Consider the following 23,886-nt stretch of genomic DNA (forward strand, 5'->3'; position numbering starts at 1 on the left):
TTTATCAACCTCCAGTAACTAAAGCGTCACCCAGGTTTTCGGGACTGACGCGTACAGAACAAGGAGATCGGTTTGGCTTCTTCCTCCGCCGCCCGCGCGGCCCATCATCAACGCACACTGCAGTGGGGTTACCGCTGGGCCTTATGGGCCGCCATCCTCTGGGGCGCTTGGTACGTGCCCGGCACGGCCGTCTGGCATGAATCCCCATTCGCCGCGATGGACCTTTCCGACCCGCGCGTGTTCCTGGTCTGCGCAGCGGTCATCACGGCGTTCCACAGCGTCATGGTGACGGTCTTCCAGTGGGTGTGGCTCGGCTCGCTCGGCAAGCTGGGGGATTACTTCCGCACCCTCGGCCAATTCCGCAAGATCTCGCGCTGGTACTTCATTGCGGCGGTCGTGGGCGGGCTGATGGCCAACTTCGGCTCGTATCTCGCGATGGGCTATGTGGGCGCCGTGTTTGCGGCCGTCGCCGGGCTGCTGTATCCGGTGGTGGGCGCGACGGTGGCCAAGCTTTGGTACAACGAGCGCATCAGCGCACGGGCGGCGGTGGGCATCGCCATCATCATCCTGGGCGGGGTGGCGATCTACGCGCCGGCACTGATGGCCGAATCGCACAGCGGCAGCCATCAGTGGATCGGCTACCTGGGTGGCGCCATGGCCGCCATCGGCTGGGGCCTGGAAGGCGCGATCGTCGGACGCGCCATGGACGTGACAGATCCCGACTGCGGGGTCTCCATCCGCTACACCGCCGAGGCCATCTACTGGGTCGTTTTCATCCTGCCGGCCATCGCGCTGTTCGTGCATGTGCCGGTGCCCGTGACGGAGATTGCCTCGGGCATCGTCCACAGCAAGGCGCTGCTGTGGCTGGTCGTGGGCGGCCTCACCTTCTCGTTCTGCGCAGTCGCCTGGTACAAGTCGTTCCCGTTGATCGGCGTGGGACGCGGGCAGGCGCTGGGCGCGTTCTACGCAATGTTCGCCACCCTCTTCACAGCCATCTTCACGCTGCAGTTTCCGGAGTGGTATTTCCTGATCGGGCTGGCGCTGGTGATCTTCGGCGGCTTCGTGATGGTGTCGGAAAGCGCGGAAAACCTGGAAGTCATCCGCGGCGGCACGGCACCTGCAACCACGGAGACGCACGCATGAAACTGCACATGAAGGGCTACGTCCTGCAACTGCTCGCGGGCAGCGACATGCTGTGGGACAGCGAAATCGCCCATCGCACCTGCATCGAATACGGCAAACCCGAAGACGAGTACTGGACCGGCAGCGTTCGCGCCATCCTCTCAGACCTGTACTCCGGAGGCCTGGTGCAAACCTCCGAAGACCAGCTCGACGACGCCACCAACAAGATGCACTTCCGCTACGCCATCACCGAGTTTGGCCGTCAGCGCATGGCCGACACCGGCCTGCTCGACCTCGAATCGAAGGAGACCACGCAATGACGCAGTATTGGGGCTATCCGTTTGCCGATGTCCTGGCGATCGTGGTGATCGTCGGGCTGAGCGCGCTGGCGCTGTACCAGGCACGCACGTACACGAAACAACTCTGACGCTGGGCGTCGCAAGGAAAAAAACGGCCCGCTGGCAAGTCACGCCAGCGGGCCGTTTTGCTGGGGTGTCGCTTATGCGCTCAGCGCCGGATCGGACGCGCTGACACGGCCGGTCTCAACGTGGCCAGCAAGGCGACGCTCAAAGCCGGCATCGCTGCTGGCCGTGACGGTCATGTCGTACCAGGCGTGCTGGCTGCGCAGGTCCAGGTACACCGCCGCATCGTCACCGCCGCGCACTTCACGTTGCACGCTCTCGCCCGTGTAGGCGCTCTTGATGGTGAAGACGGTAGGCGCGCGGCCGTGGTTGATGAGACGCAGTTGCAGGTTGCCGTTGGCTACGTCGTAGCCTTCCTTCACTTCCAACGCGCGACCATGCGGACGCAGCAGGCCCGACAGCGTGAGCTTGCCGACAAAGCGGCGCAGGAAGCCGTTGGGGCCATGCACCGTGAAGTCATACGCGCCGCCAGCGTTGACGGCCAGCTTGTCCGACAGGCGCTTGCCTGCCTCGACGGTGTAGGTGCGCGGTGCGTCCGTGCTGCCGGTGGTGTAGACGAGGAAGGCGGCGCCCAAGTCCCCGGTGTTCACGAATTCCAGTTGGAACTTGCCGGCGGCTTCGTCCTGGCGGCCGCGCACGAACAGTTCGTACGGCAGCGCACGCGATGGGCGCCCGCCGGCTTCCTGCTTGGGTACGGCCTGCACCAGCGGCGGCAGCGGTACGTAGCTGGCGTGGCGCAGCTTGTCTTTCGGCACATAGGCGGTGGTGCTCGGCAGCGCGGGCACCACCTCGTTGGGCGTGGCGAAGTTGAACGCCGACGTCAGATCGCCGCAGACGGCGCGACGCCACTTCGAGATGTTGGGCGAGCGCACGTTGTGCGTGCGCTTGAAGCGCTGTTCGATGAAACGGATGATCGACGTGTGGTCGAACGTTTCCGAGCACACGAAGCCGCCCTTGGACCACGGCGACACCACGAGCATCGGCACGCGCTGGCCCAGGCCGTAGCTGCCGGCGCCGTACGTGCTGTTGCCCGGAAAGTATTCGCCGCTGGTGTCGACCGTCGACAGGCCATTGCTGCCCGACGATGCAAACGGCGGGACGAGGTGGTCGAAGAAACCGTCGTTCTCGTCGTAGGTGATGAACACCGCGGTCTTGCTCCACACCTCGGGGTTCGAAGTCAGGATCTGCAGGACTTGGTCGATGTACCAGGCGCCATAGTTGGCCGGCCAGTTCGGATGCTCGGAGAACGCTTCCGGCGCGGCAATCCACGACACCTGCGGCAACGTGCCGTACTGCACGTCGCGCTTGAGGATGTCGAAGTAGCCGTCGCCGGCTGCTGCGTTGGTGCCGGTGCGCGCCTTGTCGTACAGCGGGCTGCCGGGCTGTGCATTCTGGTATTGCTTGAAGTACAGCAGCGAGTTGTCGCCGTAGTTGCCGATGTAGGCGTCGCTCGTCCAGCCCCAGGAGCCCGCGGCGTCCAGGCCCGTGCCGATGTCCTGGTAGATCTTCCACGAGATGCCGGCGGCCTCCAGCACCTCCGGATACGTCGACCAGCCGTAGCCCGCTTCTGCGTTGTCGATCACGGGGCCGCCGCCGACGTTGTCGTTGCCGACGTAGCCGGTCCACATGTAGTAGCGGTTCGGATCGGTCGACGTGGGTGTCGCGCAGTGATAGGCGTCGCAGATGGTGAAGGCGTCGGCCAGCGCGTAGTGGAACGGAATGTCCTGGCGCGTCAGGTACGCCATCGTCGTGGTGCCCTTGTGCGGGACCCAGCCATCGTAACGGCCGCCGTTGACGGCAAGGTGCGTGTCGTTCCAGCCGTGCGGCAGGTCTTGCAGGAACTGCAGGCCCAGATCGGGCGCGCTCGGGCGGAACGGCAGCACTTCGCCCACGCCACCGGCCATCGGCTGATGCCACACGCTCTTGCCGGTCGGCAGCGTGACGGTGCGCGTATCGCCATACCCGCGCACGCCACGCAGCGTGCCGAAGTAATGGTCGAACGAGCGGTTTTCCTGCATGAGGATCACGATGTGCTGCACGTCTTCGATCGTGCGGTGCGCGTTATGGGCGGGAATCGCCAGCGCTTGGCGAATGCCTTCGGGCACCGCGCCCATGGCTGCAGATGCAGCAGCCAACTGGGCAGCGGAACGGAGAAAACCACGGCGACTGTTGGAGGTCATGTTCTCGTCCTGATGTCTGTGTGTTTGGGGTTGGGGGTGGGGGGGAGTTGCGGGGACAACACGGGGCAACGCCAGACTAAGCGCGAGCGAACGCAGTCAGTCGACGGTGTGGATCACGGGAGGCACATGAGGATCAGCCGCATCGCCACCGCTCAACGCGAGCGCAGACACCACGGGCAATCGACGGCGAGCGCCGGCGTTTTGGCTGGCAGACACAGATGACCTCCTGATGACATTCGCGAGCAGGACGGGGCAGCGCGCGCCGTCAGCTCATCAGGCGCTAAGGTAGAAAGGATTCATGTCGGTTACGTGAAGACGGCGCGCGCCGGCATCACCGCGCGTCTGCGCTGGAGGGGACGGGTGTATTCGGGTGGCGCGCGGGTTTTGTCGCCATGACGGCGATGTACCTCGGGGCACTGCTGGCACTGATTGCGGTACGCCGCGCAGCGTCACCGCGTGCGGCAGCGGCCGCAGCGCGCGCTCAACGCGCCTGACGTCCGGCGCGCCGCTGTAGCTGCGTCTGCTCGGCGCGCCAGGCCAGATAGCCCAGGCCGAGAAACGGCCACAGCCAGCCGATCCATTGCGACAGGCTGTTGAAATGGACGAAGCGCCCGAGCCGCCAGCTCTGCGCCGACACCCACGAATACGGGCTCGGCGGCAGCACGTTGGACAGAATGATCAGCGCAATCAGCAGCGTCATGGCCAGCGCGCCGCGCAGCCAGCGCGGCAACCGCACCAGCAGCACCAACACCAGCGAGCCGACGACCAACCCGAAACGTGCGCCGGACGAAAGCCAATCCCACGCGCCGCCCAGCGGAAACTGCAGCACCGTCGCCCCCGCCTTCACCAGCAGCGCCCCGGCGAGCAGCGCCGCCAGCAGGCGCAGCATCGGCGCACCGCGGCGCATGGCCACGCTGGCCAGCAACCCGGTGCCGATCCAGCTGCAGGCGGTGATGAGCGCTTCGAGCAGCTCCTGGCGCTGCAGTGCTTCCGGATGTGCCGTCAGCTTGTCCTGCCAGTCGAACAGCTCCGGAAACCAGCCGTTGAGGAGATTGACCACAAACGCATCCGGCGATGGATCGAGCAGGATGCTGCGGATCACCCCGCCCATACTGAAGAGGAATTCCTGCGGAAAGATCTGCGCGAACGGCCACACCAGCATCAGCAGGATGGCGAAGGTCGCATGCGGCTCGAACCACCGGCGGCGCAGGCGGCGCAACCCGCCCCGGTCGATGAGCCGCGCTGAAAACGGCAGCATGACGATGCCGCCCAGCAAGGCGCCCAGCGTGTTCGTGGCCAGATCGACATTGGAGGACACGCGCGTGGGCAGATAGGTCTGGATCGCCTCCATCGCGCCGGAAAGCAGCAGCCCCGCCAGCAACGCCAGCAACGCCGCACGCCAGCCGGTGATGCGCGGATGCAGCGCCAGCACCGTCAGCATGCCCAGCGGCATGTAGCCCCACACGTTGGTGAGCATGTCGAAGCCGGTGTTGTAGCGCGGCAGCGGCGCGCTCAGGAAGGCGAACGGCGACACACCGGTGTCCGTCCAGCCGGCAAACGGATACAGACTTGCGTAGACGACCAGCAATACGAACCAGCCCAGCCCGGCGCGCGCAAGCGGCGAGTGACGATGCGAGGTGGGCGCGGCGGGTTGCGAGTGGAAGTCCGTCACCGGAGAAGCTGCAATCTAGAAGGAGGGGCGGACGTGCCCGGAAGAAGCCGCCCATGATAGCGTCCGATGCCGCGCATCACGGATGGTTCCTCCGTCCGGTGGAGAAGTCGAGGTCTCAGCGCCGGGGCATCCCAGAGGCAGCCGCGGACCTCGCGGGCGCGGAGGACGGCGAGGCCGCGAGCGGCAGGCCCGCCACCCAGTCGAGCACCTCGCTAATGGCCTTGTCCGACGCCTGTGTGAGCGCCGCCACGCCACCTGCTGCATCTGCGCTGGGCGCCGGCGCGTCGGCCTGCACCACACGCTGGTCGATCACACCGCGCGCCAGCGACACCGTCGCCCGCAACCGCACCACGCCGCGGCTGGCGTCCGGCCTGTCAAACACCTGTGAAAAATCGACCAGCTCGACGCGCAGGCTCGGCACTTCCGGCGTGGGATAGCCGATCACCTGGCCGCGCCCCGCCGCCGCATTGCGCAAACGGGCATCGAACAGACTCACCGGCGATTCCACCCAGCGGCTGTTGGCGTAGACGTCGGTGCGCTGGCTTTGCGCATAGGCGAGGCGGTAATAGATGGCGTTGCCGTCCATCCAGCCCGGGCCGGCCACGTCGGCCACGCGCAGGGCGGTGGGCAGGCGCGCGCCAGCGCTTGCGGCCGGCGCGAGCCCAAAGTCATACAGGGCAGCGGGCGCCACGGGTGCGCTCGAGCAGGCTGCCAGGAGCGACAGCGCCATCAGCGCAGGCAGCGCAGGCAGCGCAAAGGCGCGGCGGAACACAGCAGACAACATCGGCATGGAATCTCCTCAGGGCTGGACCGAAGCGCGGGCGGCGGGGGCGGTAAAGCCCGTTTCACCGGGGCCGGGCGCGCCGGGTGCGGGGCCAAACAGCACGCTTTGCGGCCGGGCGTTGAAGTCGGTCACGGCATGATCGAAGCCGCGCACGGCCTGGCGGGCCTCACGCGCAAAGCCATTGAGCTGCGGCAGCGTTTCGTACGTCAGCACATTGGCGGCGGATTGCATCGACTGCGTTGCCGCCGTCAGATCGGTGCCGGCACCGGAAAGCGTCGTCATCAACGGCCCCTTCGGATCCGACAGCGACTGCGTGAGCTTGCGCGTGGCCACCAGCGTGGAATCGAGGTTGTCGGCAATCTGCGGCAGGCGGCGCATGGTCGGTTCAGCCTGCTGTGCGAGCGTGCTGTAGGCGTCCATCGTCTTCTGGAACGATTGCAGCGACGCAGTGACCTGCTGGCGATGCTCGTCGTCAAACATGATCGACAGCGAACTGAGCGTCTGATCGAGTTTGGAAAGCATCTGGTCGCCGCGCTTGTCGAGTTCGTCCAGGAAGCCGGCTTCCATGCGGATGCGCGCGGGGTTCTTCTCCGACGTGGCCAGGTGCGTGGGGCTCGGCGCACGCTTGCTGTTGTCGAAACCGCGATCGTCGAGCTGCACATAGGCGAGGCCCGTCACGCCCTGGTACGCCAGACGCCCATACGTCGTGGTGGTGATGGGCGCATCCTTGTCGACCAGCACGCGCACGACGATCTGCCCGGGCACCTTATCGTCAAAACGGATGCTGTCGACCTTGCCGACATCCAGGCCGCGGTACTTCACGGAAGCCTGCGGGTTCAGCCCGTTGACAGTGGAACGGGTGACCACTTCGTAGGGCACACGCACCGTCTGGTCGCGGTTGAACCACATGACTGCCAGTCCGATGAAGATGACCAGCCCGATCGTAAACAGCCCGGCCAGGAATGCGTGGGCTTTGTTTTCCATCAATCCTCCTGCGTCGAAAGCGAGGCCGCGGCCACCGCCTCCGTCATCTGCGGGCCCAGCGCCATGAGGGCCCGTTTGCCCCGTTCACCGAGGAAATATTCCTTGATGAAGGGATGATCGATCTGAATGATCTGGTCCAGCGGTTTGGCCGCCAGCACCTTGCGATCCGCCAGCACGGCAATGCGGTCGGACAGTGCCACCAGCGTGTCGAGATCGTGCGTCACCATCACCACGGTCAGGCCCAATTCTTGGCGCAACTCGCGGATGAGCGCGACGTAGTCGTCCGACGCGCGCGGGTCCAGCCCAGCCGTCGGCTCGTCCAGAAACACCAGCTCCGGCTCCAGCGACAACGCCCTCGCCAGCGCCACGCGCTTGATCATCCCGCCCGACAGGTCCGACGGCATCTTGTCGGCATCGGTGGATTTGAGCCCCACCATCTGCAGCTTCAGCATCGCCACGCGCTGGATGAACGCGTCGGGCAGCGTGCGCAATTCGCGCATCGGCAACGCCACGTTGTCGATCACGGACAACGCAGAGAACAGCGCGCCGTGCTGGAACTGCATGCCCCAGCGATTGCGCATCGACTGCAGATCGTTGCCGACCTGGCAGGTCAACTCCTCGCCAAAGATGTGGATCGTGCCCGAGGTGGGTTTCTCCAGCCCCACCACCTGGCGCAGCAGCGTCGTCTTGCCGCTGCCCGAACCGCCCACGATGGAAAGCACCTCGCCGCGAAAAACGTCCAGGTTGATGTTGTCGAGCACCGTCACCTTGCCGTAGCGCTTGGTGACACTGCGCACCTCGATCACGCGTTCGCGCGCGGGCGTGATGGCCTCGGGTGCGGCCCCGGCGTGCTCGATATGCGGATGACGGGGTCGCGTCATATCCCGATGTCCTTGAAAAGGATGGCGAACACCGCGTCCGCCAGGATGACGATGGTGATCGATACCACGACGGACGTCGTCGTGCCCTCGCCGAGGCTCTGCGTGTTGGGCTGGATGCGCAGACCAAAGTGGCACGCCACCAGCGCGATCAGCATGCCAAACACCACGCCCTTGCCGATGCCGAGCCACAGATTGGCCACCGGCACCGCATCGGGCAACGAGGTGATGAAATACGTCGGGCTGATATCGAGTTGGAACTTGGCCGCGAGAATACCGCCCGCCAGCGCAAGCAGATCGGTCCACGCCACGAGCAGCGGCATGGCGATCGCCAACGCAATCACCTTGGGCAGGATCAGCCGGAAGCCGTGCGAGATGCCCATCACGCGCATCGCATCCAGCTCTTCGGTCACCCGCATCACGCCGATCTGCGCCGTGATGGCCGAGCCCGAACGCCCGGCCACCAGAATCGCGGCCAGCACCGGCCCAAGCTCCCGGATGATGGCCATCCCGAGAATATTGACGATGAAGATGCTGGCCCCGAATACGCGCAGCTGGTTGGCCGACAGGTAGCTCAGCACGATGCCGATCAGGAAGCCGACCAGCGCCGTGATGCCCAGCGCCTTGTAGCCCGTGCTGTAGATGTTGGCGGAAATCTCGCGCCACGGCCCGCGATGCGGCGCGGCCAGAAACCTGCCGAAGTCGAACACGAGCTGCCCCACCATGGCGATGCCGTCACGGGCGTGATCAAAGAAGTCGAGCATGCCTGCGCCGAGGATCGCCACCGGGTTCATGCGCGGCGCCAGGCGTTGTTTCCAGCCGCCGGGGTCGAGCTTGGCCACGCGGTCGATCATGCGGCGCTGGTCGGGCCGGGCGTCAAGGTGTTCGGGCCACTGGTTGCCCCAGGCACGCCAGAGCAGCTGCGCGCCAAAGTGGTCGATACGGCCGACTTCGGTCAGGCACCACGCGTTGGCGTTGTCCAGCCCGGCGCGGATCTGCTGGCGCGCGCTGCGCACGCCGGCGCGTTCGGCCAGGGCAAGCGTCGTCCAGTCGCCAGAGAGGAAGGCGACGGAGCGTCCATCGACGACGCGCACCTCAAGCTGCGGTGTACGGCAGGTGATCAAACGGTTCTCCGTAAGCGGTGATGCCGGATATCGGTCGAATTGTAGCCAACGCGCCGCCGAACACTGTCACACTGGCTCCCACACTGTGAGGCCTTTGCGTCGCTTGAAGCAAGCGCCGGGCCCATGTTTGCAACGCCGCTCGTACAATGCGCGCATTCTCAGCGCGAACCTGATCGCCCGTTTTTCTATGTCTCTTGCCGAACCCTCCGCGCGATGGCGCCTTGCGCGCGAGCGTATCCAGCCCAGCGGCCCGGCCGCCGGCTGGCCTGTCGACGTGGTCGAAGCCACCGGCTCCACCAGCGCAGACCTGATGGCCGCGGTGCGTGATGCCGCATGGCCTGCCAACACGGCGGCTCCCGCCCCTGCCGGCACGGCGCCGCTGCTCGGCGCGCGGGTGCTGGCCGCGCAGCGCCAGACGGCAGGACGCGGCCGTCAGGGGCGCCCCTGGAGCGGCGACCACGGCCTGACCTTCTCCGTCGCCTGCGCCTTTGCCGGTGAGCCTGCGCAACTCGGCGGCCTGAGCCTGGCCGTGGGTGTGGCCGTGGCCGACGCCGTGGCTGGATACGCGGAAGCGCGGGGCGGCAGCGGACAGGCGCTCGGCCTCAAATGGCCCAACGATGTGCAGATCGCCGGGCGCAAGCTGGCCGGCATCCTGGTCGAGACCGTGCGAAAGGAGCCGGGCCAGACCTGGGCCGTCATCGGCATCGGCCTAAACCTGGAACGGCCGCGCGTGCTGGAGACCGCCCTGGGCCGAGGCCTGTCGGGCGTGGAAGAACTGGTGGATGCGCCCGAACCGAACGCCGTGTTTTCGGCGATGCTCACGTCGCTGGGGGAACATCTACAGCGTTTCGGCGCGCAGGGCCTGGCGCCGTTCGTTGCGCCGTTTGCCGCCCGTGATGCCTTTGCCGGCGAACGCGTGCGCCTGTGGCAGGACGGCACCGTGGTGCTCGAAGGCGTGGCGCATGGCATCGACGCGCAAGGCCGCCTCGCGATTGAATCGGGCGGACGTGTGCAGTGGGTCCACAGCGGCGAGGTCTCCTTGCGCAGCGCAGACGCGGAGCAGCCATGACACGTCAGAAGGTCTCGGCCGCGCACGCCGCCCCCGCCCGTCCGCTGTTGCTGATCGACGCAGGAAATACGCGCATCAAATGGGCGTGGATTGCCGGCGGCGCCGATGCCGAACTCGCCCTGCCCGAAGAACCCGGCGGCACGCCCTGGCAGCATGCCGGCGCCCGCGCCCACGATCGATTGGCAGAATTGGTGGAAGACTGGCGCGATTGCCACGCCTCCGGCGTTGCCCCACCCGAGGTGTGGATCAGCGCGGTGGCCGGCCCGGCACTGCGCGATGCACTCACCGCCCGCATCGCCCGCGTGTTCGACGGGGCACGCGTACGCATTGCGGCATCGGAAGACGCCACCGCCGGCCTGCGCAACGGATATCGCGACCCGACGCAACTCGGCACTGACCGATGGGTCGGCGCGGTCGGCGCCCGCCATCTGTGGCCCGACACCGCCCTTCTGCTCGTGACGGCCGGCACCGCCACCACGCTGGACATCGTCACGCCCGACGGCCTGTTTGCCGGCGGCCTGATCCTGCCCGGCCTCACGTTGATGATGCGCGCACTGTCCCGCAACACCGCGCAGTTGCCCGAAGTGGATGTCAGCTACCTGAGTGCGGGCGACGTCGTGGCACCACCCTGGGCCGACAACACGCAAGACGCCATCGCGCTGGGCTGCGTCATCGCGCAGGCGGGCGCCATTGCGCAGACGTGGATGGCACTACAGAAGCAACATCCCGGGCCGGCACGCTGCGTGCTGAGCGGCGGCGCGCGCGCTGCGCTGGGGCCGCATCTGCGCATGCCGTTCCAGATGCACGATAATCTCGTGCTGCTCGGCCTGCAGGTGCTGGCGCGTGCGAGCCGGGAAGGCGCCGCGACGCTGGCTTAGTCTCACCAAGCCGGGCTGCTGTGTTCGCCTGACGTTTTACCGTTGTTGCTGCTGTGTTTCTGCATTCCGAGCCACCATCCGAATCCACGTCCGTTCGCACCATGACGCTTCGCCTCGCCCTGCTGCTCCTGCTGCTCGTCAACGGCGTTCTGCTCGCGGCCAATACCGGCGTGTTCGGGCCCGAAGTGTCCAAGGCGTGGTTCGAAAGCGAGCGCGAGCCTGATCGCATGCGTCGCCAGATCCGCACCGAAGAGATCCGCATTCTCGAGCCGGCACCCGCTTCTGCACCGGCCGCAACCGTACCCAAATCGTCGCCGGCTGGCGCCGCACCAGCCGCATCGGGCTCGCAAGCCAACATCGAGCCTGCGGCGCTGACCACTGCCGGCACCGCTGAAAGCGGCGGCAGTTGCACCGAGCTGGGCGGCCTGACCGAAGCACAGGCCACGCGGGGCATCGATCAGCTGAAGCAGCTGGCGGGCGTGCAGGTTGAGCGCATCACGCGTCAGGAAGACAACCGCTGGTGGGTCCACATGCCGGCCCGCGACACGCGCGACGATGCCGAGCGCAAGGTCTCTGAACTCAAGCGCCGCAACGTGGCGGATTCAGCCATCGTGCAGGAAGGCAATACGTTTGTGGTGTCGCTGGGCCTGTTCCGCGACAAGGAGCGCGCGCAGCAGCGCCTCGATGAACTGCGCGCCAAGGACGTGCGCACGGCCGTGGTCACGCAAACGCGCCGGCTTGGCTCGCAGACGTCGCTGCGCGTGACCACCACCGCCGATGCGGCTTCGGGCGTCGCAGCCCAACTGGCCGCGCTGAAGAAAACCCTGGGCGCCGAAGACCTGCACGCTTGCGCGGCGGTCACGGCATCGCGCTAACCCTTCAGGACGTCGCGCGCACGCGCTTGAGCAGGGCCGTCGTCGAGCGATCGTGCTCGAACGGAATCGCCAGCGCCGTGCCGCCCCAGCTACGCACCACGCGCGTTTCTTCGAGCGCATCGATGTCGTAGTCGCCGCCTTTCACGTAGATGTCAGGGCGCACGCGCTTGATGAGTTCGACCGGCGTGCGCTCGGCAAACAACACCACCAGACTCACCGCTTCCAGCGCAGCCAGCACGGCCAGGCGATCGTCCTGTGTGTTGAGCGGGCGGTCGTCGCCCTTGCCCAGCATTCGCACCGAGGCATCGGTGTTCACCCCCACCACGAGCGACGCGCCCAACGCACGCGCCTGCGCCAGATACGTGGCGTGACCGCGATGCAGGATGTCGAACACGCCGTTGGTGAAGACCAAGGGGCGCGGCAAGGCGCGCACGCGGGCTTCCACATCGGCGGCGTCGCAGATCTTCTGTTCAAAGGCGGGTGCGGGCTGGCGAGCGGTCATGGCAAAAGCGGAATCGGAGTGGAAAACAAAACGGCCCATCGAATCGATGGGCCGCTGGCTGCCAGTGGCAAGGATCAGGCAGCTTGTTCGGTCGAGCCGAGCAGACGTGCGTTCAGTTCCTTGCGATAGCGGTTCAGGTCTTGCACGGTCTCGAAAGTGCGCTCGAACAGCAGGCCCATGTTGTGCAGGATGCGCTCGATGACCTTCTTTTCCCAGCCGGCGTCGAACTTGATCTGCTCGTCCAGCCAGTGCTCCAGCCAATCCGGGTTCGGCAGGCGCGACTGCACCGTGTCTTGCGGGAACAGCGCCTTGTTGACATGCAGGTTGGTCGGGTGGAGCGGCTTTTCGGTGCGACGTGCCGAGGCCATCAGCACGCCGATCTTGGCGAATGCGCTGCGCGCGCTGTCGCCAAACTGGCCGAGGTATTTCTTCATGTAGCGCAGGTAGGCGCCGCCGTGGCGGGCTTCGTCCTGCGACAGATGCTTGTAGATCGCCTTGATGACCGGCTCGGTGTGCCATTCGGAGGCACGGCGGTACCAGTGGTTCAGGCGGATTTCGCCGCAGAAGTGCAGCATCAGCGTTTCCAGCGGCGGGGCCGGATCGAACTCGAAGCGCACGTTGTGCAGCTCTTCTTCGGTCGGCACGAGATCCGGACGGAAGCGGCGCAGATATTCCATCAGCACCAGCGAATGCTTCTGCTCTTCAAAGAACCACACGCTCATGAACGCCGAAAAATCGGAGTCGTGACGATTGTCACGCAGGAACATCTCGGTGGCCGGCAGGGCTGACCACTCGGTGATGGCATTCATCTTGATGGTCTGCGCTTGCGCGTCGGTCAGCAGCGACGCATCGAACGTGTCCCACGGAATATCCTTTTCCATATTCCAGCGGACCGCTTCCAACGACTTGAACAATTCGGGATAGAGCATGGTAAGCCTTTGAATTTGCAGGCGGATTCTAGCAGACATGCTTGACCAGCCCCCGTTTTTCATGGTTGCCGGAGCAAAGTTCTTGGTCTGCCCGTTTCCTCATCACAACAGGCCTGCCGCAGCCACGGTTGCAACGTGGCCCGGCGACCCCCTCACGCGCGATGCCGTCGCGCGTCGTCTCGCGGTAGGCCGCGATGTGATCGACAGCACGCGGGCTGTCGTCTTTTGTGTCGGACCGGACGACGCCCGGCGAGGTTTCAGTATAGGAAGCGCTGCAATCCGTGTGCCGAATGACAGGCAACGCATACCGCACATTCCAACCGGTGCGACCCCGGGGCGTTATACCCTAGACTGAAGACAAACTCCGGTTCGCCGGCTGAGCGTCCGCTTTTGGAGAGTGCCCATGTTGTTTCCCGCCACCGTTTCCGCGCGACGTCCGCGCCTGCAATTGCACGCGTCGGGTGCGCTGCGCCGGCACCATGTGCTGATGATCGTCATTGCGATTGCCATTGCCGTCATTGCATTGCTGCTGCCCCGCACGGGACATGCCGCCACGGCTGGCGTTGCACCGACCGTGCAAGGGCCGGTGGCCGCAGGCGCATGCCCTGCCAGCCTGAATTTTCGCGTCAAGCGCCTGCAGGACGACGCGCCACAAGACCTGTGCCAGTACTCCGGCCGCGTCGTGCTGGTCGTCAACACCGCGAGCTATTGCGGCTACACGCATCAGTACGAAGGGCTCGAAGCGCTGTACGCAAAGTACCGTGACAAGGGGCTGACGGTGCTGGGCTTTCCGTCCAACGACTTCCAGCAGGAACCCGGCAACAGCAAGCAGATCGCCGACTTTTGCTACAACACGTACGGCGTGAAATTTCCGATGTTCTCGAAGACGCCGGTGGTAGGCGCGAGCGCGTCGCCTCTCTATGCGTGGCTGGCGACGCAGACGGGCCAGCCGCCCAAGTGGAACTTCCACAAATACCTGCTGGACCGCACCGGCCGCGTGGCGGCGGTGTTCCCGAGCAGCGTCGAGCCGAGCGACCCGGCGCTGATCAAGCGCATCGACGCGCTGCTGGCTGATCCATCGACACGCTCGTCGCGCTGATCAGGCTGCGCGCATCGTGTCCGGAATCGCGCCGTACAGGAACGCCGCCAGCTCGTCGCGGCGCGCCTGCACATCGCGCTCGCCCAGGTCGATCAGTTCCTGCGTGAACTCCGGCTCAAAAAGCAGATAGCTGGCGAATGCCGCGCCGCGCGCTTCGGTGCCGCCCAGCGGCTTGAGGAGTGCGCGGACCGTGCCCGGCAGGCGCTGCACGTGGCGGGAGGCAATCAGCTCGATGCGCTCGGAAGGCGCCATGACCAGCACTTCGATCTTGCGCCAGCCGTCGCGCGCGTCGGCAATTTCGGGGTTGCGCGCCACCATGGCGTTGACGTGCTGCAGCCGCTCGATGTCAGCTGAAAGCCCGTCGAGAAAGATGCTCGCCAGCGCCTGCCCCGCAATCTGCGCCAGCGACGGATAGCCGGACGCCGGTACCGTGTCGTACCAGCCAGGCTGCGTGCGAGACGCCGCACCCACCACCAGAATGCGATTCGCACCCAGATGAATGGCCGGGCTCAACGGCGACATCTGCCGCATCGTGCCGTCGCCGAACCATTCGTCGTTCCCTTCCAGGGGCACCGGCTCGGCCGGGAAGATGAACGGAATGCTCGACGACGCGAGCATGTGCGACACGCCGATCTGATCCGACACCGCAATCCGCTGCGACCGCCGCCACGGCAGCACCACGTGCGGCGATTGATAGAACGTGACGTGACGCCCCGTGGTGTAAGACAGCGCGGTGATGGCCAGTGCGCGTAGCGCTCCGGCGTCGAAGGCGGCCTGCACCTGCTGACCGTCGTGTTGCGATTCAAGCAATTCACGCAGCGGCGTATTGTCGAACAGCGCGCGCGGCGTTCGGCCGGTCATCCAGCCGAACGCCAACGCGGTCAACCACCGGGCGCCGCTGGAGCCCACGCGGCCGACGTCCGTGCGATACACACGATCGGCATGCAGGCTGCCCCAGAGCTGGGTGAGCGCCTCGGTGGCGAGCGTGAAATCCTGCGCGCCGCGGGCGAGGCCGAGACTGTTGATCGCGCCCGCAGAAGTCCCGCAAATGACATCGAACGGCGTGCGCGCCACACCCGGCGCATACTCGCGCGCCAATCCTGCGATGCCGCGCAGCACACCGACCTGATAGGCGGCACGCGCGCCGCCGCCCATCATCAACAGTGCAGTGCAGTCTGTCGACATCGATCAGGGCGTGTCGTTGGTGGGCTTGCGAGGTGCAGATTTCGCGGGCGCTTTCTTGGCAGCGGCCTTCTTGGCGGAGGGCTTGGCCGTCTTGCCAGCAGGCGTCTTGGCGGCCGGTTTCTGCGCCGGCTTGGCGGCTGCGGGCTTGGACTTCGCCTGCGTACCTTCGATATCTTCCGGCGCGGCATCCAGACCTTCCGCGCCCGGGGCGCCGCCAAACCCGGGGAAGCCGCCAGGGAAGCCCGGCATCAGGTTCTGGGGCATCGGCATGGCGGCCGCTGCGGAACTCGCGATCTGGTTGAACTGCTGCTGCAGCATGTTCCACCACGGTGACGGGTCCAGCGCGGCCGCGGCGGCGCGGGCGGCTGCTTGCGCCTGCGCAGCGGCCTGGGCCTGGGCCTTGGCATTCTCGGCGCGGGCTTCAGCCTGATCGTCGTCCGTGTCTTCCTCCGCCTCGTCCTCGTCTTCGGGCGGCGGTTCGTCGTCAGCCGGCTTGGCTGTGGCGGCGGTGTGGGGCCACGCAGGTTTGGATGCCTCATCAGAAGACGATGAAGATGAAGACGAAGACGCGTCCGGCGTCAGCCCGTCGAACGCAGATTTCATGGCCTCCGGCGACAGTGCAGAGCCGAACGTCTGCAACGCCACCAGCGTGGCGCGCTGCACCTCCAGGCCCTGGATTGCCGTGCGCAGCAGGCTGGCGTTCAGTTGCAGCCAGCTTTCCACGGCGCGCAGGTCGTGGATGCGCTTGTCGATTTCCTCAAGATCCATCGGCGGCGCGGCAAAGCTCGCCATGTTGGGCATGCCGCCACCGGCCATGCCGGCAAAGCCGCCGCCCCACAGCTTGCGCAGGAAATCGAAACCGCCTTCGGCGAAATTGGGCATCTGGGTGAACATGGTGTCTCCTACAAATCGGTCGGGGGTCGGGCGCGCTTGCGAGTCGTCATCTTCAATCAGGCGCCGTCGAACGTGGGCGGACGCTTGTGGCGCAGGCTCGCAATGCCCTCGCGCACGTCGGGGCCCGCAAAACCCATGAATTCAAGCGCCAGCGACGTATCAAAACTCGGGCCCGCCATGCGCAACCAGTTGTTCAGCGCGTACTTGGTCCAGCGGATGGCCGTCTGCGAACCGGCCGCCAAGCGCTCCGCGACTTCGAATGCGCGGTTGACGAGTTCCGATTCGGGCACGGCGAGCGAAACCAGCCCGATGCGCTCGGCCTCCTCGCCCGTCATGGACTCGCACAGCAGCAGGTAATACTTGGCCTTGGCCATGCCGCACAACAGTGGCCAGACAATCGCGGCATGGTCGCCCGCCGCCACGCCCAGGCGCGTGTGGCCGTCGACGATGCGGGCATCCTTCGCGGCGATCGAAATATCGGCCAGCAACCCGGCGACGAGCCCTGCCCCCACGGCCGGGCCGTGCATGGCGCTGACAATCGGCTTGTCGCAGTTGATGACGTTGTAGACGAGGTCGCGCGCCTCGTGCCAGACGCGCGTGCGCACCTCGAAGTCGTCGGCCATCTGCTCGACGAGGTGCAGATCGCCGCCGGCCGAAAAGCCCTTGCCCTCACCGCGGATGAGCGCGACGCGCACCGACGGCTCGGCGGACACATCGCGCCAGATTTCCGCCAGCTCGCGGTGCAGGCCGGCATCGGCGGTGGACAGCTTGCGGTTGGCCGACTGCGCCGCGCCCATCACGATTTCGAGGATCGGGCCGTGCTGGACGAGCGTCAGCGCCTGGTAGCGGGCAAAGCGGGGAGCGAGCGAAGTCATGGCGTCTGAGGTAATGGATCAAGCATAGCGGATGAGATCGCGCGCGCAACGCGGGATGTGCGCCATCGTCACCGTCACTGTCACTGTCACTTCGGGGCATCGGCCAGATGCCATTGGCCGCGGCGGATCTGCGCCATCACGCGGGCACGCTGGTCCAGGCCGACGTGGTCTTGCGGGCTCATGTTGACCACGCCGGTGCTGGTCGGCAGATCGCGCCCCTGCTCCAGTGCGTCGCGCAGCGCCTCGCGAAAGGCCGGCGTGCCCGGCTTGGCACGCTTGAGCGCCACGGGCACCGCGCGCTGCAACAGCAAGCCGATGTCGCCCGTGTAGGCGGCGAAGATCGAGACGCTGCCCTTGCCAAAGGCCGCCTCGTAACGACGGGCAAAATCCAGCGCCTGCTTCTTGGCCGGATTGGCGTCGGGCAATTCGGCGGCGACCATCACGGGGCCGGTCGGCACGTAGGCGCCTTCGCAGTCCTTGCCGCACAGCTTGACGAAATCGTTGTTGGATACGCCGTGGTTGAAGTAAATCTTGCCGGTGTAACCGCGCTCGGCCAGCGCGCGGGCCGGCAGTGCAGCGGGCGTGCCGGAGCCGCCAATCACCACCGCATCAGGCTTGTTGGCCAGCAGATGCAGCACCTGCGCGGTCACGCTGTTGTCGGTGGGCGAAAAACGCTCGGTATCGGTGATGCGGATGTGCTTGAGATCGGCAAAGCGCTGGACCTCCGCGAGAAAGGCCTCGCCCAGCGCGTTGGCAAAGCCGATGTAGGCGATGGTCTTCACGCCGTGCGCTGCCGCGTGCTCGGCAATCAGCGACGCCATGTGCGAGTCGGAATGCGGCGTCTTGAAGATCCAGCGCCGCTTGGCATCCATCGGCTCGATCAACCGGGCGGATGAGGCCAGTGAGATCACCGGCGTCTTGCCTTCGGCCGCCGCGTCGATCATCGCCAGCGTATTCGGCGTCGTGGACGAGCCGACAATGACGTCCACGTTCGACTCGCTCATCAGCTTGCGCGTGTTGGTGACCGCGCGCGTGGTGTCCGACGCATCGTCGAGCACGATCACGTCGACGCGCTCCCCGCCGATCTCGCGCGGCCACAGCGTGGTGGCGTTCTTCTCGGGCTGCCCCAGCGACGCCTGCGGCCCGGTGGCCGACACCGTGACCCCGATGCGGATGTCCGCCAGCGCGGCGGAAGACAACAAAGCCAAACCAGCCAGTACGCCTGCGTGCCGCCACTTCGGTCGCTGCATTGGGGGTCTCCTCCCGTGGTTTGGCAAAGAGCGTAGCGGTTTTGCGGCGGTTTGGCGATGCGGAGTCGCCCAGGCTCGGCAGTTCAGGCAGCGAGCGCCGTGATACCGGCACGCGGCAGCGCATCCTCCACCAACGCGCGCATCGATTCGAGCACGGCCGATTGCGGCATCAACCCGAAGTTGTGCAGCGCCATCACGTGATCGACGCCCATGTCGGACAGCTGCGCGAGCTTCTCGGCCACCGCGTGGGGCGTGCCGAACAACGACAGGCCGCTGGCGAGCACATCGTCGTACGTCTGGCGGCGCGCGTAGAGCCGCGTGGCGACGTACAGGTCGAATGCGTCGGCGGCCGTTGCACGCACGGCGGCTTCGGTCGGGCCCACATGCGTGTGCAGCGCGACGGCCGCCATGCCGCGCGTGTCGGCAATGTTTGCTTCAGCCAGACCACGGCGGTATTCGTCCATCAACATGCGGATGTCCTCAAAACTTTCAACCGAGGCATACGGCACGAACAGCATGCGCCGGCCCTGCCGGCCAATGTGATACGCCGCCTCGCGACGCAGGATTGCCACGTGGATCGGCACACGCGTCTGCACCGGCAGAACGTTGAGGCGCACGTCGCGCAGCGTGTGGAACTGGCCCGCGTGGTGCACGCGCTCGCCGGCGAGCAAGCGCTCGACAAGCATCAGCGCTTCGTCAAAGCGCTCGCGCTTGATGGCGGGGTCGACGTCGTAGCCTTCGAACTCGTGCTTGAGGTAGCCGGAGCCCACGCCCAGTGACAGCCGCCCGCCCGAAAGCGCATCGACCATCGCGTAGTTCTCGGCCACCGTGGCCGGATGGTGGAAAGTCAGGATCGAGATGGCCGTGCCGAGGCGCAGCCGCTGTGTCTGCGCGGCGAGATGCGACAGAAAGACTGCGGGGTTGGGAACGGCGCCGTACTCGTGAAAGTGATGCTCGGCCACCCAGAAGGTGTCGTAGCCGAGCGCTTCGGCGTGGCGCGCCTGGGCGATGACGTCTGCGTAGAGTTGCGGCAGACTGCGGGGCCGGTCGGGGTAATGGTCCTGCACGGAAAAGATCGACAGCTTCATGGCGTCTCCCGGGGTTCGAGGTCTTTTCCAGCGCGCAGGCCGCCTCGCCGGTTGTATCTTTTTACGTAACGCGTATCTTATAAAGCGACACCCGAGACATCAAGATGCCGATCGACGACCCGCTGCCGCCCGACACATCGCCCGACGAACTGCCCGCAGAAGACGCCACGCCTGAACGCACCAGCGCCGGCATCCAGTCCGCCGAGATCGCGCTGAGCGTGCTTTCGGCGATGGCGCATGCCGGCGGCGCCCACGCCGTCTCCGAACTCGGCCGGCAGCTGGGCATGCCGCGCGCAAAGGTGCACCGCTATCTGGTGTCGCTGGAACGCATGGGTTTTGTCGAGCAGGACCCCGCTTCCGCCCGCTACCGGCTGGGCGCGCAGGCGTTGCAGGTGGGGCTGTCGGCACTGTCCGACGTGGATTTCGTGCGCGAAGGCAGCAACCTGCTCCCCAAGCTGGCCGAGCGGCTGAACGAAAGCGTGTTTCTGTCGATCTGGACCGCGCGCGGCCCCGTCATCGTGCGCTGGGAAGACAGCGGCCGGCCGGTGGCGGTCAATGTGCGGGTGGGCTCGGTCATGCCGCTGTTGAATTCGGCCACGGGGCAGGCGTGCGCCGCGTGGGTGCCCGAAATCCAGATCGTCTCGCTCATCGACCGTGAATTGCGCGGGCCGGGGGCCGGCAAGGCGGGCCTGACCGACTGGCTGAACTGCCGCGCACGCTGGCAGGCGGTGCGGCAGGAAGGCGTGGCGCGCATCGGCGGGACATTGGTCCACGGCATCGATTCGGTGGCCGTGCCGGTGCTGGATTCACAGGGCAAGCTGGCGGGGGCGATCACGGCGCTGGGCTTGTCCAGCGTGTTCGATTCGAGCCTGGAGGGGCCTGCGTCGCGGCTGCTGCGCGAGGCCGGGCGGACGCTATCGCTGCGCCTCGGGTATCACGGGCAGGCGCTGACGGCCGGTGCCGCTGCGCCAAAGCGGGGGCGCCGTCCGAGGACGGCACCCGAATCCGCATAAGGCAAAGCCTTACGCCTGCGTGCCCGGCGCAACCACTTCCTGATCGATCGCCCCGAAAATCGACACGCCGTTGGCGTCGAACATCTCGATCTTCACGGTGTCGCCGTAGCGCATGTATTCGGTGACGGGCGCGCCGGATTCGATGGTTTCCAGCATGCGCTTTTCGGCGATGCACGCGTACCCCTTGCTGCGGTCCACGTTCGAGATCGTGCCGGAGCCGACGATGCTGCCCGCGCGCACGTTGCGCGTCTTGCAGATATGCGCGATCAGCTGGCCGAAGTCGAACACCATGTCGGTGCCGCACTCGGGCTGGCCAACCTTCTTGTTGTTCCAGCGCACCGTCATCGGCAGATGCACCTTGCGTTCGCGCCAGGCCTCGCCCAATTCATCGGGCGTGACGGCCACGGGTGAAAACGCCGTTGCCGGCTTGCTCTGGAAGAAGCCGAAACCCTTGTTCAACTCAGCCGGAATCAGATTGCGCAGCGACACATCGTTGGCCAGCATGATCAGGCGGATGCCCTCGGCGGCGGCGGCCGGCTCGGTGCCCATCGGCACGTCGCCGGTGATGACAGCGACTTCGGCTTCGAAATCGATGCCGAACGCTTCGCTGCGGCAGACGATGGGGTCGTGCGCGCCGGCCAGGTCATCCGAGCCGCCTTGATACATCAGCGGGTCGGTCCAGAACTCGGGGGGCATCTCGGCGCCGCGCGCCTTGCGCACCAGTTCAACGTGGTTCACATAGGCCGAGCCATCGGCCCACTGGTACGCGCGCGGCAGCGGCGCCATGCAGTTGGCGGCGTCGAACGCAAACGGGTGGCGTGCGCGGCCCGCATTGAGCTGGTCGTACAGATCCTGCAGCTGCGGCGCGTGGAAGGCCCAGTCGTCCAGCGCGCGCTGCAGCGTGCCGGCGATGTGCGTGGCGAAGTGAGCGGTCTTCAGGTCGCGCGAGACCACGGCCAGCTGCCCGTCGCGCGAGCCATCCTTGAGGGTGGCGAGTTTCATGTGCGTTGTATGGAGAAAGGCTGCGCGGATGGTACACCGAGCATCGGCTAAACTGGCCCGAACCGATCCATTGCCCCTGACCATGCCACCGCTGCCCGCCGACACCGATCTCGACCTGGAGCCCGATGCCGATGGCGAATTGGATGCGCCCGCGCGCTCGGGCATCCAGTCCATCGAAGTCGGCTTCCGGCTGCTGGAAGTGCTCACGCACACCAACGGCCCGATGATGCTGCGCGACCTGGCGCGGGCTGCGCCCATGAACCCCGCCAAGGCGCACCGTTATCTGGTGAGCTTTGCGCGGCTGGGGCTCGTCACGCAAACGCCCGAAGGCCGTTACGACCTCGGCCCGTTCGCGCTGGAAATGGGCTTGGTGAGCCTGAACCGGCAAGATCCGATGCGCCGCGCCCGGCCCGCCGCCGCCGCGCTGCGCGACGAGATCGATCACACCATCGGCCTGGCCGTCTGGGGCAACCAGGGCCCGGCCATCGTCCACTGGGAAGAAGCCAGCCATCCCGTGACGGTCAGCCTGCGCCTGGGGGATGTGATGCCGATGCTGAACTCCGCCACCGGCCGCGTGTTCGGCGCGTACTTGCCGCGCGCGCAGACGCGCTCGTTCGTCCAGCGCGAACTCGATCGCATTGCGGCCAAAGGCGAGTCAGCCGACGCCGAGAACCCGGAGCTGCCGCAAACGCTCGAAGCCTACGACGCCATCTGCGCCGACGTGCGCTTGCACGGCGCCTCGCGCATCCACGGCGGCGTACTCCCGGGCATCAACGCGATGTCGCTGCCGGTATTCGACGCCAACGGCCAACTGTGTCTCGTGCTGATCGCATTGGGCGCACAAAGCACCTTCGACACCACCTGGAGCAGCCCGCTGGAGCGGCGCTTGCGGCTGGCCGCACAACAGCTTTCCGCCGACCTTGGATACGTTGCCCCCAACGCCCCGCAATCCTGACGAACTGAGTACCAACGGCGTGCCATCGCGCAGGCGCCGTTTCCATCGGCTTGGCCGTCTCGGGGTCGTGCTGTTGGCCGTGCTTGTGCTGCATGTCATTGCCGTCGTGTGGGTTGCGCGCAGCCGTCAGGTGACGTGGCCGCCCGCACCGGAGCAGATCATCCCCGCGCTGCTGCTGCACCCGGAGCCGGTGCAGCCGCCAGCGCCTCCCCGGCCCTCGACGACGCCCCGGCAGCGGCCGGCACCGCATCCGCGCCCGCAGGCCGCACCGACGCCGGCGCCGACACCTGCGCCCGCGCCCGATCTCGCCAGCATGGACCCTTCCGAGTTCACCAGCGCCGGCGCACAAGCCTCGGGCGATACCGGCGTCGTCCGGGATCTGAGCGGCGATGGCCCTGCCGGGCCGCCTGCGGCCGGCGGTGACGGCTTCTCGCTCCCGCCGTCGGCCACGCTGCGATACGCCACGTACGTCAACGGCGTCCGTAACGAGGACGGTGTGATCCGCTGGGCCACCGACGGCAAAACTTACACGCTGGCCGTGGAAATTCCGTTGCCGCTGTTCTTCGGCACGCTCGCCTTTCGCAGCGCGGGCACCGTCGGCGCATATGGCTTGACCCCCACACGCTACGAAGAAGTGCGTGGCCGTAGACAGCCCGACGTCACGACTTTTCATTACGCCACTGAGCAGGGGCCGGCGTCCGGCACGCAGAGCGCATCGACGGTCACTTTCTCGCGCACGCCAACCGTGTTGCCGTTGCCGGAGGGCACACAAGACCGCTTCAGCGTCTTCCTGCAATTGACTGGCTTGGCGCGCGGCGGGCCCGAGCGCATCGCCAGCCCCGGCCTCACGCTGGAATTCCCGATCGCCGATACCGACAGCGTGGAAGTCGCCCGCGTCCAGCACGTCGGCGAGGAAAGCGTCGACACGCCGAACGGCACGATTCGTGCGCAGCACTTCATACGGCTGCCGCGCCGCGCCGACGACAAGCGCCGCGTGGAGATCTGGCTGTCCCCCGATCACGGCTGGCTGCCGGTACGCCTGCGCCAGACCGAGCCCAACGGCATGCAGTTCGATCTGGTCTACCAGTCCCAGGAAGGAGGCTGAC

23 protein-coding genes are annotated in these 23,886 nt (G+C 66.5%); 9 read left to right on the forward strand and 14 right to left on the reverse strand.

Translation table 11 applies throughout. From position 1 onward, the window contains the following. Positions 1 to 72: 72 nt before the first annotated feature. Together N511_RS0105585 and N511_RS0105590 are read left to right on the forward strand one after the other, a co-directional pair. Positions 73 to 1,143 carry a DMT family transporter gene (locus N511_RS0105585; protein WP_027678389.1) on the forward strand — a complete coding sequence of 357 codons (1,071 nt, stop codon included), beginning with the start codon at positions 73 to 75 and terminating at the stop codon, positions 1,141 to 1,143. Beyond that, positions 1,140 to 1,442, forward strand: a complete 303-nt coding sequence (locus tag N511_RS0105590) for a hypothetical protein (protein WP_027678390.1) — start codon at positions 1,140 to 1,142, stop codon at positions 1,440 to 1,442. Before N511_RS0105585 ends, N511_RS0105590 begins: the two co-directional genes overlap by 4 nt. Positions 1,443 to 1,621: 179 nt before the next feature. Here the strand turns inward: N511_RS0105590 and N511_RS0105600 are convergent, their stop codons facing one another. The 6 genes from N511_RS0105600 to N511_RS0105625 all read right to left on the reverse strand — a co-directional run bounded on the left by N511_RS0105600 (position 1,622) and on the right by N511_RS0105625 (position 9,166). Continuing rightward, a complete protein-coding gene (locus N511_RS0105600) occupies positions 1,622 to 3,724 on the reverse strand; it encodes a phosphocholine-specific phospholipase C (RefSeq protein ID WP_027678391.1) in 2,103 nt (700 codons plus the stop codon). Positions 3,725 to 4,205: 481 nt separating this feature from the next. After that, positions 4,206 to 5,396 carry a VanZ family protein gene (locus N511_RS0105605; protein WP_197032029.1) on the reverse strand — a complete coding sequence of 397 codons (1,191 nt, stop codon included), beginning with the start codon at positions 5,394 to 5,396 and terminating at the stop codon, positions 4,206 to 4,208. Positions 5,397 to 5,511: 115 nt separating this feature from the next. Next, complete coding sequence (locus tag N511_RS0105610; protein WP_027678393.1) at positions 5,512 to 6,186, reverse strand: ABC-type transport auxiliary lipoprotein family protein; 675 nt, start codon at positions 6,184 to 6,186, stop codon at positions 5,512 to 5,514. 9 nt (positions 6,187 to 6,195) lie between these two features. Continuing rightward, positions 6,196 to 7,164 carry an MlaD family protein gene (locus tag N511_RS0105615; protein WP_027678394.1) on the reverse strand — a complete coding sequence of 323 codons (969 nt, stop codon included), beginning with the start codon at positions 7,162 to 7,164 and terminating at the stop codon, positions 6,196 to 6,198. Beyond that, the gene (locus tag N511_RS0105620) at positions 7,164 to 8,045 is read right to left on the reverse strand and encodes an ABC transporter ATP-binding protein (protein ID WP_027678395.1); all 882 of its coding nucleotides are present in this window, start codon (positions 8,043 to 8,045) and stop codon (positions 7,164 to 7,166) included. Before N511_RS0105620 ends, N511_RS0105615 begins: the two co-directional genes overlap by 1 nt. Beyond that, positions 8,042 to 9,166 (reverse strand): MlaE family ABC transporter permease, encoded by a 1,125-nt coding sequence (locus N511_RS0105625; protein ID WP_027678396.1) that lies wholly within the window; start codon positions 9,164 to 9,166, stop codon positions 8,042 to 8,044. The genes N511_RS0105620 and N511_RS0105625 overlap by 4 nt, the downstream gene beginning before the upstream one ends. A gap of 187 nt (positions 9,167 to 9,353) precedes the next feature. On the opposite strand from N511_RS0105625, the gene N511_RS0105630 reads away from it, so the two are divergent. The 3 genes from N511_RS0105630 (at position 9,354) to N511_RS0105640 (ending at position 11,988) form a co-directional block, all read left to right on the forward strand. Further along, positions 9,354 to 10,235: a biotin--[acetyl-CoA-carboxylase] ligase gene (locus tag N511_RS0105630; RefSeq protein ID WP_027678397.1), complete on the forward strand. Its 882-nt coding sequence runs from the start codon at positions 9,354 to 9,356 to the stop codon at positions 10,233 to 10,235. Then, positions 10,232 to 11,113, forward strand: a complete 882-nt coding sequence (locus N511_RS0105635; RefSeq protein WP_027678398.1) for a type III pantothenate kinase — start codon at positions 10,232 to 10,234, stop codon at positions 11,111 to 11,113. Before N511_RS0105630 ends, N511_RS0105635 begins: the two co-directional genes overlap by 4 nt. Positions 11,114 to 11,214: 101 nt before the next feature. Continuing rightward, positions 11,215 to 11,988 (forward strand): SPOR domain-containing protein, encoded by a 774-nt coding sequence (locus tag N511_RS0105640; protein WP_027678399.1) that lies wholly within the window; start codon positions 11,215 to 11,217, stop codon positions 11,986 to 11,988. A 4-nt stretch (positions 11,989 to 11,992) separates the two neighbouring features. Here the strand turns inward: N511_RS0105640 and rfaE2 are convergent, their stop codons facing one another. Further along, positions 11,993 to 12,490 carry a D-glycero-beta-D-manno-heptose 1-phosphate adenylyltransferase gene (rfaE2, locus tag N511_RS0105645; protein ID WP_027678400.1) on the reverse strand — a complete coding sequence of 166 codons (498 nt, stop codon included), beginning with the start codon at positions 12,488 to 12,490 and terminating at the stop codon, positions 11,993 to 11,995. A 74-nt stretch (positions 12,491 to 12,564) separates the two neighbouring features. After that, complete coding sequence (locus N511_RS0105650; RefSeq protein ID WP_027678401.1) at positions 12,565 to 13,419, reverse strand: ferritin; 855 nt, start codon at positions 13,417 to 13,419, stop codon at positions 12,565 to 12,567. Between the two features lie 403 nt (positions 13,420 to 13,822). On the opposite strand from N511_RS0105650, the gene N511_RS0105655 reads away from it, so the two are divergent. Further along, on the forward strand, positions 13,823 to 14,518 hold the full coding sequence (locus tag N511_RS0105655; protein ID WP_027678402.1) for a glutathione peroxidase: 696 nt from the start codon (positions 13,823 to 13,825) through the stop codon (positions 14,516 to 14,518). On the opposite strand, the gene N511_RS0105660 is transcribed toward N511_RS0105655, so the two are convergent. The 5 genes from N511_RS0105660 to N511_RS0105685 all read right to left on the reverse strand — a co-directional run bounded on the left by N511_RS0105660 (position 14,519) and on the right by N511_RS0105685 (position 19,810). Further along, on the reverse strand, positions 14,519 to 15,703 hold the full coding sequence (locus N511_RS0105660) for a patatin-like phospholipase family protein (RefSeq protein ID WP_197032030.1): 1,185 nt from the start codon (positions 15,701 to 15,703) through the stop codon (positions 14,519 to 14,521). 3 nt (positions 15,704 to 15,706) lie between these two features. Continuing rightward, positions 15,707 to 16,597 carry a PhaM family polyhydroxyalkanoate granule multifunctional regulatory protein gene (locus tag N511_RS0105665; RefSeq protein WP_027678404.1) on the reverse strand — a complete coding sequence of 297 codons (891 nt, stop codon included), beginning with the start codon at positions 16,595 to 16,597 and terminating at the stop codon, positions 15,707 to 15,709. Between the two features lie 56 nt (positions 16,598 to 16,653). Then, positions 16,654 to 17,472 carry an enoyl-CoA hydratase/isomerase family protein gene (locus tag N511_RS0105670; protein WP_027678405.1) on the reverse strand — a complete coding sequence of 273 codons (819 nt, stop codon included), beginning with the start codon at positions 17,470 to 17,472 and terminating at the stop codon, positions 16,654 to 16,656. 86 nt (positions 17,473 to 17,558) lie between these two features. Then, complete coding sequence (locus N511_RS0105680) at positions 17,559 to 18,722, reverse strand: ABC transporter substrate-binding protein (RefSeq protein WP_027678406.1); 1,164 nt, start codon at positions 18,720 to 18,722, stop codon at positions 17,559 to 17,561. Between the two features lie 83 nt (positions 18,723 to 18,805). After that, on the reverse strand, positions 18,806 to 19,810 hold the full coding sequence (locus N511_RS0105685; RefSeq protein WP_027678407.1) for an LLM class flavin-dependent oxidoreductase: 1,005 nt from the start codon (positions 19,808 to 19,810) through the stop codon (positions 18,806 to 18,808). A gap of 104 nt (positions 19,811 to 19,914) precedes the next feature. Here N511_RS0105685 and N511_RS0105690 point away from each other — a divergent pair, with 104 nt between their 5' ends. Further along, a complete protein-coding gene (locus N511_RS0105690; protein ID WP_027678408.1) occupies positions 19,915 to 20,823 on the forward strand; it encodes an IclR family transcriptional regulator in 909 nt (302 codons plus the stop codon). Positions 20,824 to 20,832: 9 nt separating this feature from the next. On the opposite strand, the gene N511_RS0105695 is transcribed toward N511_RS0105690, so the two are convergent. Beyond that, complete coding sequence (locus N511_RS0105695) at positions 20,833 to 21,825, reverse strand: fumarylacetoacetate hydrolase family protein (RefSeq protein WP_027678409.1); 993 nt, start codon at positions 21,823 to 21,825, stop codon at positions 20,833 to 20,835. An 82-nt stretch (positions 21,826 to 21,907) separates the two neighbouring features. Here N511_RS0105695 and N511_RS0105700 point away from each other — a divergent pair, with 82 nt between their 5' ends. Then, on the forward strand, positions 21,908 to 22,780 hold the full coding sequence (locus tag N511_RS0105700; RefSeq protein WP_037026302.1) for an IclR family transcriptional regulator: 873 nt from the start codon (positions 21,908 to 21,910) through the stop codon (positions 22,778 to 22,780). Then, positions 22,746 to 23,885 (forward strand): DUF3108 domain-containing protein, encoded by a 1,140-nt coding sequence (locus tag N511_RS0105705; protein WP_027678411.1) that lies wholly within the window; start codon positions 22,746 to 22,748, stop codon positions 23,883 to 23,885. The genes N511_RS0105700 and N511_RS0105705 overlap by 35 nt, the downstream gene beginning before the upstream one ends. The last annotated feature ends 1 nt before the right edge of the window (position 23,886 follow it).

The organism is Ralstonia sp. UNC404CL21Col (genome assembly GCF_000620465.1).
Lineage (GTDB): Bacteria > Pseudomonadota > Gammaproteobacteria > Burkholderiales > Burkholderiaceae > Ralstonia > Ralstonia flatus.